At 39.1% G+C, this 12637-nt stretch carries 14 protein-coding genes; 8 read left to right on the forward strand and 6 right to left on the reverse strand.

Going from position 1 to position 12637, the window contains the following annotated elements; all coding sequences use genetic code 11:
* Positions 1-26: 26 nt before the first annotated feature.
* Both ESA94_RS00005 and ESA94_RS00010 read right to left on the reverse strand, forming a co-directional pair.
* Positions 27-734 carry an IS1595 family transposase gene (locus ESA94_RS00005; protein ID WP_129128811.1) on the reverse strand — a complete coding sequence of 236 codons (708 nt, stop codon included), beginning with the start codon at positions 732-734 and terminating at the stop codon, positions 27-29.
* A 33-nt stretch (positions 735-767) separates the two neighbouring features.
* On the reverse strand, positions 768-923 hold the full coding sequence (locus tag ESA94_RS00010; RefSeq protein ID WP_129128812.1) for a ribbon-helix-helix domain-containing protein: 156 nt from the start codon (positions 921-923) through the stop codon (positions 768-770).
* A gap of 127 nt (positions 924-1050) precedes the next feature.
* Here ESA94_RS00010 and ESA94_RS00015 point away from each other — a divergent pair, with 127 nt between their 5' ends.
* Together ESA94_RS00015 and ESA94_RS00020 are read left to right on the forward strand one after the other, a co-directional pair.
* Positions 1051-2322, forward strand: coding sequence for a DNA sulfur modification protein DndB (locus tag ESA94_RS00015; RefSeq protein ID WP_129128813.1), 1272 nt, complete (start codon positions 1051-1053; stop codon positions 2320-2322).
* 212 nt (positions 2323-2534) lie between these two features.
* Positions 2535-2885: a hypothetical protein gene (locus ESA94_RS00020; RefSeq protein WP_129128814.1), complete on the forward strand. Its 351-nt coding sequence runs from the start codon at positions 2535-2537 to the stop codon at positions 2883-2885.
* Between the two features lie 123 nt (positions 2886-3008).
* On the opposite strand, the gene ESA94_RS00025 is transcribed toward ESA94_RS00020, so the two are convergent.
* Positions 3009-3659 (reverse strand): pentapeptide repeat-containing protein, encoded by a 651-nt coding sequence (locus ESA94_RS00025; RefSeq protein WP_129128815.1) that lies wholly within the window; start codon positions 3657-3659, stop codon positions 3009-3011.
* A 285-nt stretch (positions 3660-3944) separates the two neighbouring features.
* Here ESA94_RS00025 and ESA94_RS00030 point away from each other — a divergent pair, with 285 nt between their 5' ends.
* The 3 genes from ESA94_RS00030 (at position 3945) to ESA94_RS00040 (ending at position 6634) form a co-directional block, all read left to right on the forward strand.
* A complete protein-coding gene (locus tag ESA94_RS00030) occupies positions 3945-4631 on the forward strand; it encodes a DUF4294 domain-containing protein (RefSeq protein WP_129128816.1) in 687 nt (228 codons plus the stop codon).
* Between the two features lie 88 nt (positions 4632-4719).
* Positions 4720-5460, forward strand: coding sequence for a bacillithiol biosynthesis deacetylase BshB1 (bshB1, locus tag ESA94_RS00035; protein WP_129128817.1), 741 nt, complete (start codon positions 4720-4722; stop codon positions 5458-5460).
* A 106-nt stretch (positions 5461-5566) separates the two neighbouring features.
* Positions 5567-6634, forward strand: a complete 1068-nt coding sequence (locus ESA94_RS00040; RefSeq protein ID WP_129128818.1) for a fatty acid desaturase family protein — start codon at positions 5567-5569, stop codon at positions 6632-6634.
* Here ESA94_RS00040 and ESA94_RS00045 read toward each other — a convergent pair.
* Positions 6631-7215: a methyltransferase domain-containing protein gene (locus ESA94_RS00045; RefSeq protein ID WP_129128819.1), complete on the reverse strand. Its 585-nt coding sequence runs from the start codon at positions 7213-7215 to the stop codon at positions 6631-6633. The two genes, ESA94_RS00040 and ESA94_RS00045, sit on opposite strands and share 4 nt — an antisense overlap.
* A 208-nt stretch (positions 7216-7423) precedes the next feature.
* Positions 7424-9499 carry a caspase family protein gene (locus tag ESA94_RS00050; protein WP_129128820.1) on the reverse strand — a complete coding sequence of 692 codons (2076 nt, stop codon included), beginning with the start codon at positions 9497-9499 and terminating at the stop codon, positions 7424-7426.
* 142 nt (positions 9500-9641) lie between these two features.
* On the opposite strand from ESA94_RS00050, the gene ESA94_RS00055 reads away from it, so the two are divergent.
* The 3 genes from ESA94_RS00055 (at position 9642) to ESA94_RS00065 (ending at position 11793) form a co-directional block, all read left to right on the forward strand.
* Positions 9642-10796 carry an acyl-CoA dehydrogenase family protein gene (locus tag ESA94_RS00055; RefSeq protein WP_129128821.1) on the forward strand — a complete coding sequence of 385 codons (1155 nt, stop codon included), beginning with the start codon at positions 9642-9644 and terminating at the stop codon, positions 10794-10796.
* A gap of 74 nt (positions 10797-10870) precedes the next feature.
* Positions 10871-11542 carry a YggS family pyridoxal phosphate-dependent enzyme gene (locus ESA94_RS00060; RefSeq protein ID WP_129128822.1) on the forward strand — a complete coding sequence of 224 codons (672 nt, stop codon included), beginning with the start codon at positions 10871-10873 and terminating at the stop codon, positions 11540-11542.
* Positions 11539-11793 carry a hypothetical protein gene (locus ESA94_RS00065; RefSeq protein ID WP_129128823.1) on the forward strand — a complete coding sequence of 85 codons (255 nt, stop codon included), beginning with the start codon at positions 11539-11541 and terminating at the stop codon, positions 11791-11793. The genes ESA94_RS00060 and ESA94_RS00065 overlap by 4 nt, the downstream gene beginning before the upstream one ends.
* 62 nt (positions 11794-11855) lie before the next feature.
* On the opposite strand, the gene ESA94_RS00070 is transcribed toward ESA94_RS00065, so the two are convergent.
* Entirely contained in the window at positions 11856-12500 is a 645-nt protein-coding gene (locus ESA94_RS00070; RefSeq protein WP_129128824.1) for a dioxygenase family protein, read from the reverse strand.
* Between the last annotated feature and the right edge of the window lie 137 nt (positions 12501-12637).

Raw genomic sequence — 12637 nt, forward strand, 5'->3', positions numbered from 1 at the left:
AAAAACAACTAATCTTTTTATCAACTTCAGGGGGTCAGTTTGAAATGGCCGCAGGGGGTCACATTGGTCTGGCGAATGGGGGTCACATTAAGCCGGTAGCAGGGGGTCAATTTGAGTGGATTTTCCACCATAGTGCTGTCAACTGCTACGAAATCTTCAATCGCTTTGCTAACGTTCTCAATATTGGTTTGAGGTATTACTCTTGTTCTTACTTTCCCATTGCGTTGCACCGCACCAAATACCATAGTCTTGTTATCAAGCCCTTTTTTAGCTTCCTTCTTACTTGCATGTACGTTCTTTAAACTACCACCTACATAGGTTTCATCTACTTCTACAATACCTTCTAATAATTCAGGTGCGTTATCTGTGAGCATAACTCTAATACGGTGGTTTAAATGCCACGCTGTCTTTTGTGTTACACCTAACCAGTTTGCAAGTTGTAAGCTGCTTATTCCTTTACTGTGAACAGATAAAATGTAAGTAGCTAAGAACCATTTTTGCAAAGGAATTTTTGTGTTTTCGTAGATCGTTCCAACGGTTACACTGAACTTATTTCTGCATTGCTTTTCACGGCACTTGAATATTTTACCATTTGGGAAACGATGAACATTCAATGAGCCACAAAAAGGGCAAGCAGGCGTACCGTTCCAGCGTTGCTGTTCTAAATACTCCCTGCACTTTTCATCTGTGCTGAACTCTTTTTGAAAGTCAAATATATTCTTGAATGTTTTCATGTCTTACTTTGTCTTACAATGTAATTAAAAAAATTATGCCTTCTTTTTTGAGGATTTAACCGCCTGCTCCAGTAACATTTCAATCATGTTGCTGAGTGTGCGGCTCTCTTTTTCAGCCAACGCTTGAAGTGACTCCTTCAACTCTTTAGTTGTTCTGAATGTAATAGATTCTGTTTTACTGTCTTTCATTGTAAGACAAATTTACAACTATTATTAGTATTTTCAAATTTGAACACAACTTTTTTTTAAAATAACGTAGAAAAGTTTTGTTCTTTCCGAAATTATCTACGTAATTTTGGAACTACAAACATGGACCATGGCAAATGATGTTGAAATAAAATACTGTGATACGCTGGATGATGCCCGTTCAAAAGCAAGGGCTTTAGCTGACGATGTTGGAATGGCAACGCTGTTCCCTGTAACCTTATTTAAACAAGGAACAAGGAAGTTTATTTCAACTGTATTCCCTGTTCATTTCATTGTGAATAACTTAAAATTTAATTCAAGCGAGAAAGATAGGGGTATAAAAGATGTTAGGCAGGCTATGAACCGACCGCTTGATTTGCCACATGCTCGTGTGACAAAGGAATATATCAAGCGCAACTATAATGATAAGTATATCCTACCCGCAATGACTCTTAATATTAAAGATGCGGTGGTGGTTTACACGGTTAGTGTGCCGGGTACTGCAACTACTCCCGGGTATATGATTGTACCCTATACAATTAAGTTTTCGGTTACAGATGGGCAGCATCGAAAAAAAGCTTTGGATGATTTGTTTAAGGAATTAACCCCTGAAGAATACGATAAATTAAAAGATGATGGCATTCCCGTAATGATAACAATTGAAAACGATATAGACCAAATTCATCAAGATTTTGCAGATTGCTCTAAAACAAAACCACTTCCTAAGAGTTTGATTGCTGTATATGACAAGAGAAACCCAGCAAATGGTTTCGTTTTAGACTTAATTACTCATTGCCCATTACTGTCTAATAAGGTAGATGCAACAAGATCAACGTTATCGAAAAAATCAACAAAGCTTTTGTTGGTAAGTCAAGTACGTGCCTTCGTTAAAGAATTAACAGGAAGTGGTTCTGCTGCCGGTGACGCAGATTTTGAAACAAGAATGGAGGAAAAATATAGTGATATAAATACTACTATCTACAAAGACGACTTTAACCGATTTAAAGATTTCATAAATGAATTGACAGATAAAACGCCAATTTTAAAAGAGGTAGCAAGTCTGACGGGTGAAGGAGCGACAATGGGCAGAATACCGGAATACAGAAGCCAGTATTTGATTTTGAATTCAGCTGGACTAAATATTGTTGGGCGTGTTGCTTCTGTACTTTTTAAAAATAAAGCAAGCGAAGCGCAGATTAGCCAAGTAATTAAGTCTTTATCTCAAATTGACTGGAAGAAAGACGCTGAAATTTGGAGAAATAATATTGTAACACAAGGTTCAAGAGGCTTAAAAATTTCTACTTCAAACAGTTCGATAAAATTAGCATACGAAAATGTTGCAAGAGAGATAAAGCTAAATGAACTTGTTAGCGAAATAAAAACGGGGCTTTTCAGCCCCTAATAAACAAATTGAAAATGTTGGGTCAGGGACGGTCTCATTAGCTGACAAATCCAGTATTCGAGGTACTGTGTCTGAGACGTGGTGTAAAAGACCACAACCAAAAGTCGACAACCCTCTGTGTAAGTAGTAATTCTCCTTTTGTATCGGAGGTGCTACGAAAGCAGGGGTGTTGTTGTTTTACAAAGATAGTTAAACTATATAACTTTGTAATCATGGCAAAAGATAAAAAGAAACCAGACGAAGCATCTAATACATTTCATAGCATCATGGCTGCATCGGTGAAAGGCAACCCAAAACCTAACAAAAACAAAACTATGTCAACAATACAATTAAATGTTCTTGGGAAAACTTGTACGTTCAACTATTCAATCACAAAAACGTCAGATAAACAGAAAATAGACAGGTATTGGACTTTTAATGTGACCCATAATCACGAAGATTTACCCCAAATACCGAAATCATTCTCATTCAGACATGATACCTTTCACAACGTTACAGAAGGGAAAATAGGAACAATGGTTGAATATGTAAGCGAGCAAATCATGATGAAAGAATTAAAGTGATTTTTTTTAGCCCTCGTGGTCTAACACGTATATAGTTACCCGTCCTCGCCAACGTGCAGTAGGTTAAATTTAAAAATGATTCATCTGGTTAGTTGGCGGGGACGCCAACAACAGCTGAACAGTTTATTCTTTAGGGAAATAAATCCTGTCATTATTAAATCTTTTACTATGCTGATTAGGCAACAACGAGTCAGTTAGAATTGCACCGTCCATTATCTCAAGGTCTTCGAATATTGAATTACTAAAGTCACAGTTTATAAATGTCGCAGGGAATTCTGAATGACCAGATGTTGATGAAACTTTAGCTTCTTTCTCTCCGCTGAACCTTACATTTGTTAACCTGCTTGAGAAGGCACATTCTTTAAAAATAATAGAAAGTATCCAAGTAGATTTTATGTCGCACTTTTCAAAAGTGCATTTATTAAATTCAGTGTTTTGTCCAAAGGTGAAATATTTTCCAGTCAGCTTTGATTTTACAAATTGACAGTTTGAATATTTTACTTGTACCCCCATTGCAGAGTTGTAAAATTTAGTGTCGAAAAATTTGCAATTTTCATACACGCAATTCCATTGTCTAATTTCTGTAAAGTCACATCTAGTAAAATGACAATCTTTGAAAATTACATTTGTCAGGTTACAATTTTGAAAGCTTGACTTGTTAAAGGAAATAAATTGGAATTTCTTATTCTTTATGTCGTTCCTGTAATCAGCACTTCCGTACTCAGTCTCGCTGAAATCAAGATAATTATAAACAGTTCCAGTCTGTTCTTCCATATTTATTAAGTTGTCCGATTACTTCCTGAGAATTTTGAGGCTCAATTAAATTGCTACCAACACCTAAATATACGCACCAACTTGTTTAAAAATCAATTGATACACATCTCAAATTTCAACAAACAACACAAAACAAGTTCGGAACTTCTTGTAAATACGCAGAGTCCAGGTGTCTGACTTCTGCGACGTCCTGACACCGAATTAAGAAAATCTTCACAAGGCAGCAAAGGTTACAACGGTCTTGTCTTTTGTATAAACAGCAGTATTTCGTAATTTACACAGTTCATGGCCGGCCGTAAACACATATTTCGTTTATCTGTACTCATCTGCTTACTTACAGTTGGGCCGTTTGTGTTTGCACAATCAACTGATTCGGTTAGTACAAAAAAAGTAGTGAAGGTTGAATATGGTCCCAATGATACCGTGTTTGTAAAAGCCATGATCATCAATGGCGAACTTTTGGGCGGCAGGGAAATAAGCGAAGTGCTGGTATGGGGCGGCGATCCGAAAGAAGCAGCAAAATACTGGGCCAACTGGACAAGACTTCGCAACGCCGTTTATCTTACTTATCCTTATGCACGTTCGGCAGGTGTGGTTATGAACGATGTAAACAAACATCTCGAAAACATCAACAGCAAAGCTGAACGTAAGAAGTACATCAAATCAAGAGAAAAAGATCTGCGTGCAGGCTTTACCGATAAGGTAACCGATCTTTCTATTTACCAGGGCCGTGTGTTGATGAAACTCATCAACCGCCAGACAGGCAACAACTGTTACGAAATTGTACGGGAAATGAAGGGCGGCTTTACTGCAGGTTTTTATCAAACACTCATGTTTTTTGCCGGTACCAGTTTAAAACAAGGCTGGAACCCGCAGGAAGAACAGTTTGATAAACAGATCGAAGAAATTGTACAGGAGATCGACCGCATGTATTACAACTATCCCGGCTTTACTTCAACCACAAAGAAATAGTTAATTGTTCTGTAGAGAATAACCTGTTGATTTTTCAGGGCTCTGCTTTTGGTATATCCACTACTTTTACACTCCAAAATTTTATTCGATGAAATTAGATATACTCGCTTTTGGCGTTCACCCCGATGATGTGGAATTAAGTTGTGCAGGTACATTGATGGTTGAAATCAACAATGGAAAAAAAGTTGGTGTTATTGATCTTACACGTGGCGAACTGGGTACAAGAGGTACAGCCGAAACACGTAAACAAGAAGCGGCTGTTGCTGCAGCAATTATGGGTTTGCATGTACGTGAAAATTTAGGTATGCGTGATGGCTTTTTTAAGAACGATGAAGAGCATCAGCTCCAGATCATTCAAAAAATACGACAGTACAAGCCCGAGATCGTTATTTGTAATGCGCTGGAAGACCGCCATCCCGACCATGGCCGTTCTTCTAAACTGGTTTCAGATGCAGCTTTTCTTTCCGGCTTACGCAAAATCGAAACAGCACAGGATGGGGTAGCACAGGAAGCATGGCGACCCAAATATGTGTTTCATTACATACAGGACCGCTATGCAGAGCCTGATTTTATTTTTGATATTTCATCTGTTTTTGAACGTAAGGTAGAAAGCATTAAAGCCTATGGTACTCAGTTTAGTAATGCAGGCGTAAATCCTAACGATGCCGAACCGCAAACCTATATTTCAACACCCGCTTATTTCGATACCATTATTTCACGCCACAAAATGTTTGGCAAACGCATTGGTGTTGAATACGGTGAAGGTTTTATTACGGAAAAACGAATAGGCATTCGTACGTTCGATGCATTAATTAAAATAAGTACCTGACGAAGATCAGGGTAGTTTAACGTATCATTTATGGGTCATTCCTTCAACAAGCTGCTCAACCAAAGCTGAGAAAAGTTACCTTTGCGCCAATTTATTTATCGTTATAATGAGCACTCCAAAATTTGCCGTTAAGGCGCAATCCTTCCACACAGAATTAAAGAGAAGGGTAAATACTTACTTCGAAGAACAACGAAAAAAGCCAACAGGAAACTTCAACCTGTATTTTAAAGCAATTGGTTTTGGTGTTGCTTTGGTTGCTGTATACGTTCATCTGGTGTTTTTTACACCTGCACTGTGGTTGGGTATTGCAGAGTCGCTGGTGTTAGGAGGTTTAATTGCAGCCATAGGCTTTAATGTAATGCACGATGGGGCACATGGTAGTTTCAGCACCAACAAGGTTGTTAATATGATGGCTGCGTTTTCGTTAAACATGTTAGGTGGCAGCAGCTTTATGTGGAATTTTAAACACAACATTATTCATCATGCTTATACCAATATTGATGGTGTGGATGATGATATCGATATTCAGCCTTGGTTACGAATGAGCAGCACACAGAAAAAATACAAGCTGCATAAATATCAACATTATTATTTCTGGTTTTTGTATTCGTTGCTTTACATCCTCTGGATTTTTGTAATGGACTATCAGAAATATTTTAAACAAAAGATCGGTAACATGCCATTAAAGAAAATGGAAGTAAAAGATCATGTTGTATTCTGGTCGTTTAAGTTTATTCACCTCATCATATTCGTTGGTATTCCAATTTACTTTGCCGGATTTACAGCGTGGCTGGTAGGGTTTCTTGTAACTACTTTATTCGCAGGTTTGGTTATCAGTATTGTGTTTCAGTTGGCACATACTGTTGAGCATACGCATTTCCCGATGCCAAGTGAAGAAGATGGCCGCCTTGCAGATGAGTGGGCTATCCATCAGTTAAAAACAACAGCCAACTTTGCTACAAGAAATAAATTGATCTCAATGCTGGTTGGTGGTTTAAACTTCCAGGTAGAGCATCACCTGTTTCCAAAAATTTCACATGTGCACTATCCTGCAATCAGCCGTATTATTAAACAAACCTGCAGGGAGTTTAATGTAGAGTATATTGAATATCCAAAAATGCGTATGGCTATTGCATCGCATGTAGCTTACCTGCGTGACATGGGAAGAGGTTAAACTTTTTCAGCAATAAAAAATAATTCTGCGTCTTTACGTGGGGGAATGGAGTTGGTACACAACTCCATTTTTTTTATGTGCAGATGAGGGCTGAAACGTTCTTCGTATTCTTCTTTGCTGCCGCCAAAGGGCGGACCAGCATCGAACATACGGTTGAATAAAACTCCCACCAATTTACCGCCGGGTTTCAGCAATTCTTGCATCTGTCGTACATAGTTGTTGCGCAAAGCAGGATCGAGTGCACAGAAGAAAGTTTGTTCAAGTATAAGATCGTACCGGCCCTTATGTTCAAAAAAATCTGCAGTAATAATTTGTACCGGCTTGTCTTTAAATTTTTCCTGCAATGCAGCTGTTAACACGGGTGAAATATCCAATACCGTTACGTTGGTAAATCCATTTTGCAGCAACCATTCTGCTTCATAAGCATTGCCACAACCTGGAATAAGAATAGCCGGCTGTTTATCTGTTATCGTTCGCAGGTATTCAACAAGGGGAGTGGAGCCGTAGCCAATATCCCAACCTGTATCTTTTTGCTGGTAGCGATTGCTCCAGTAATCGGCATTTAAAATTGTTGATGACATTGTTTAAAGTTAGCAAAGATGAAAATAGAAAAGAGGCTGTCTCAAAAGGTCGCAATTCCTCACAACGTGACCGTCACTGCGATGTACAAAGCAGTCTAATTCTGAGATTGCTTCATTATTATTCGCAATGACGACCTTTTGTGACGGCTTCTAAACAAAAAGCCGGAAGGAATAAAACTCTCTTCCGGCTTTTTGCATTTGTAATGCTTTATTGCGCTTTAAAATAAAAGATGTCGTAGAAGTTAGAGTTAAGCCAGGGTTTTTGTTTACCGCTCGATTTTTCACGCACTTCACGGCCTGTTAACTTAAATACATTTTCAAGCTGCATGTTGGGCGAAGCAATGTATTTGATCAATGAACCTGTGTACAAACCATTGGATCCGGCAACACCATCGCTGGCAACAGAACCGGGATCGGTAGCAAAAGAGATCACGGTATTATCGGGAGGTGTAATAGAAGCTAAACCTTCGTTGGCATCATCATCGCCAAACGAACCACGATCGAATGGATTGTTGCGGCACGCATCCAGAATAACAATGTTGAGTTTTGTTGATGCTCTTTGCATACGATCCAATACCCAGTTGATGTTCGGGCAATCGTCTTTAACATCCGATTTTGTTTGCAGTTTGAAATCAATCGGAATCATAAAGTTGGAGTTATCGACCTGCATACCATGGCCCGAGTAATAGAATAAAGCCACATCGGCACCAACGATCTTTGCCCCAAAATCACGAATCGCCGATTTCATTTGTGCAGCACTGCCATCAATTACTTCTATCACTTCAAAACCACAGGCACGTAAAACCTGGGCCATTGAGCGTGCATCGTTTTTAGGATTGCGCAATGCTGTGGCATATTGGTAAGATTGGTTGCCGATAATAAGCGCCAGTTTCTTTTTAAAGTTGGTAGTTACAAGTCCGCTGGTATTGCTGGTGCTTACATTGGTATTATTGTTATTGTTTGGCTTCGTGTTGTTGTTGCCGGTAGTTGTATTGTTGTTATTTACATTCGGCTTGTTATTATTAGCTGTTGTAGTGTTGTTATTGCCGCTGTTATTTGGCTTTGTGGTATTATTCGGTTTTGTATTGGTTTGATTTGTTGGCGGTTTGTTATTGGTAACATTACTGTTTGTATTGCTTGTGTTAGAAGCAATGTTACCGGTATTACCGCCTGTTGAAGATTGATAATTGTTTCGTACCCATGCATCGTAACCGGGAGGCGGGGTTGTTTTATCCTGGTAAGTACCTTCTTTCCAATAACCGACTTTTAATGTACCGTCAAACTGAACTAACTCACCTTTGCCATGTGTGCGTTGGTCTTTCCATTCGCCGGTATAACGTTCGCCATTGGTATAGTAATAAGTACCTTTTCCGTTAAACTTGTTATCGTCGAAAGTTCCAACATAAAAATCACCAATATCGAAATAATACTTCCCTTCACCATCTCTGTAACCGTTTTTAAAATAACCTTCGTAATAACCATTGTTGTAAACATACTTGCCATAACCATTCTTACAATCGCCGCTGATGCATCCGGTAGCATTGCCGTTCGTTACCAATGTTGATTTTGGCGTAATGAGATTGTTATCTTTCCAGAAACCGATCTTCTTTACACCGGTATTGGGATCGTAATTTATACCCCAGCCGTTACGCTTGCTATCGATGAAATAACCAACATATTTTTCACCCGTAATAAAAAAGTAAGTGCCATAACCGGTTAACAGGTTTTGTTCAAACTGTCCAACCCAACGTGTACCATCATTCCAGTAATAAGCTCCATATCCATCACGTTTTCCGTTTTTAAAATAACCAAAGTAACGATCGTCGCCACTGTAATACTTCATGCCATAACCGGCATCGCAATCGCCATTTAAGCAACCCGTGGTGCCAACAGCTTTACCGTAATAGGAGATATTGCCAAGGTATTTGCCTTTTTCAAAAATGCCTATTTGTGCTGTGCCGTTGCTATAGGTTTTTTCGCCCTCACCATCAAACTCGCCGTTTTTAAAATCACCGATGTATTTGGTTCCATCTTTAAACTCCATTACACCAAAGCCGCTAAAAACATTACCGAGACTTTCGCCAATAAATTTTTCGCCGGTTTTCCAGATATATACGCCAAAGCCTTCACGCTTATCATCGTAAAACTCGCCTTCGTAGATATCGCCGTTTTCGTATTTGAATTTACCAAAGCCGGAACTGCAATTGCCGCTGAGACAGGTTTGCGCAGAAGATTGCGACAAAAAAATGGTGGATAACAGAAAGGTGAAAATAAAGGCTTTCATGCCGTGGATATTTTTGGGTTGAAGATAATGGTTATCCTAAAGGTACAAATACCCAATGGTTGGTATTTAAATAGTTGCAATATTGAATAAAAAACTTTCAACTGTTAGTATCCCTTATCTTTGGCAAAAACGATCAAGTCATATGCATTTTCAATTGACAGAAGAACAGCTGATGATACAAAAAGCAGCGAGAGATTTTGCCCAAACCGAATGTTTACCCGGTGTAATTGAGCGTGATGAGCTGCAGAAGTTTCCCAAAGAACAGATCAGCAAACTGGCCGATTTGGGTTTTATGGGTATGATGGTAAAGCCTGAATACGGCGGTTCGGGTATGGATACGGTAAGCTATGTGCTGGCCATGGAAGAGATCAGCAAGATCGATGCAAGTGTGAGTGTGGTAATGAGTGTGAACAACAGCCTTGTTTGTTATGGCTTGCAGGAGTATGGGAGTGAAGAACAAAAGCAAAAATATCTAACACCCCTTGCACAAGGGAAGAAAGACGGCGAATTATACATCGGGGCTTTCTTGTTGAGCGAACCCGAAGCAGGCAGTGATGCAACATCGCAGCGAACAACAGCTGAAGATAAAGGCGATCATTATCTCATCAATGGTATCAAGAACTGGATCACAAACGGCAACTCTGCTTCTGTGTATTTGGTAATTGCACAAACTGATGCAGCAAAAGGCAGCAAGGGCATCAATGCATTTATTGTTGAAAAAAACTGGCCGGGTGTAAGTGTTGGGGCAAAAGAAAACAAACTCGGCATACGAGGAAGCGATACACACAGCATTTCGTTTCAGGATGTAAAAGTGCCCAAGGAAAATAGAATTGGTGAAGATGGTTTTGGTTTCAAATTCGCTATGAAAACATTGGCAGGCGGACGTATTGGTATTGCATCGCAGGCTTTAGGTATTGCCAGTGGTGCGTATGAACTGGCTTTGGCTTATTCAAAACAACGCAAAGCTTTTGGTAAAGAGATCATGCATCACCAGGCTATCCAGTTCAAACTGGCCGATATGGCGACAAAGATCGAAGCATCACGTTTATTATGCCTGAAAGCAGCTTACGAAAAAGATCAGCATATTGACTATACACTCAGCTCATCTATGGCAAAAGTATTTGCCAGCGAAACAGCCATGTGGACAGCAACTGAAGCGGTGCAGATACATGGTGGTTATGGTTTTGTAAAGGAATACCATGTAGAGCGTTTAATGCGTGATGCAAAAATTACACAGATCTACGAAGGAACAAGTGAAGTGCAAAGAATCGTGATAAGCAGAAGTATTTTGAAATAAACTTAATTTGAGAATTTGTAAATGTGCTGATTTGAAAATGATCAGCACATTTTTATTTTCAGCAACTTTGCGCAATGGCAGTTAATACAGAAGCATATCAATCGATCAAAAAAGAACTGGACGCTAAACAGGTTACACTCGTAGCAGTGAGTAAAACCAAACCTGTGGAAGACATTCTTGCATTATACGATTTGGGGCAACGTGATTTTGGTGAAAACTATGTACAGGAGCTGGTAGATAAGCAAGCGCAATTACCGAAAGATATACGATGGCATTTTATTGGTCATCTGCAAAGAAATAAAGTAAAATACATAGTGCCCTTTGTCCACATGATTCACGGAGTGGACAGTTTCAAGTTGTTTGACGAGATAAACAGCCAAGCTTCAAAAATTAATAGAGAAGTAAAGTGTCTTTTTCAAGTTCATATTTCTGACGAGGAAACAAAATTTGGCTTTAGTGGTGATGAATTGCATTTAACGCTAAACACCATCAAGAAATATAATCAGATGGATAAGTATAAAAATGTTGAAATAAATGGTTTGATGGGTATGGCTTCTTTCAGCGATGATATGGAAAAGGTGAGGGGAGAGTTTCGCAACTTAAAAATCTTGTTTGATCAATGCACTGAAAAATTCACCACACTTTCTATGGGCATGAGTGGTGATTACAAAATTGCTGTAGAAGAAGGAAGTACAATGGTACGTGTTGGAAGTTTGTTGTTTGGTGCAAGAAATTATGCGAAATGAGAAAACCTTCAACAGATTATTTAGGTGCATTCAGGCAGTTATGGCTGTTCCTCACTTTACTTTCATGGGGGGCAGTTATTTTTTTTCTGATTACCGGCGAAACTGGTTCAATGTTACAGGTTAGTAAATATGGTACAGTTAGCATGGGTACAGCAAATGTTTTTTCTGCGCTTATCGTTGCACTTTTCTCTACATTAATATTGATATTTCTTTTTCTTCCTTCTAAAGCAAAAAGAAAAGAAAAAAAATAGCAAATGCTCTGACGGTTTTCAACCGTGCCGACCAATGTATAAGGTTTAATAGCTAATGCTTCCTATAAAGGATAGTTTGGAATATTCTTACCCAGATAAATATTGCGTTCTGCTTTTACCATACTTCCGCCCGGCTTATGCGTAAGTATGCCGCTTCCTCCTCGGTTTTGTAAACGGCTACGTTGTTCTGTTGTTAAGAAAGGATCGTTATCAAAAACAAATTCATCGATCCAGTATTCCTGTTTACCCGGTTCTTTTATGGTAATGTGTATGTGTGCAGGATTCTTACTGTTGGGATATGAACCGGGCCGCAGTGTAAAGAATTTATAAAAACCATTTTTATCGGTCTTCATCCAGCCACGCAAATAACCATGTCGTTTGGCCCAGCCTTTCTCATCGCCTTTGGTTGGATAAATACCGTTACCATCTGTGTGATAAATGTAAATGATCACTCCTTCAGCTGGTGTTTTGCCATCTGCTTTGTACACTGTTCCGTTCACTGCAAGTTTTTGCCCGGGAAGTGTCCAGTCTGCAAGCCATACCATTGATTCCAGTTTTTCAAATGGCGTGGGACTTTCATAGATCGCTTCGCAGCCTTCGCAACCATCACCAACTTTTACATCGTTTGTTGTTTGCTGTTGCGCACAGGAGCTCGCAGGTAAATTTGTAAGAAAAACAAATGCTACTACGATAATGATATGATTCATACAAACCGATTTAGTAACACAAAGCTTGCAAAAAGCCAAAGCTTATCACAACTCATTTACATCTTCAGCGCTGAATACTTGACAAACGGTGAGTTTGCAGTTCATCAGCAAAAAGCAGCAATAGCTGTAAAGCTTTT

The sequence above is a fragment of the Lacibacter luteus genome, assembly GCF_004118265.1.
In the GTDB taxonomy this organism is placed as follows: Bacteria; Bacteroidota; Bacteroidia; order Chitinophagales; family Chitinophagaceae; genus Lacibacter; species Lacibacter luteus.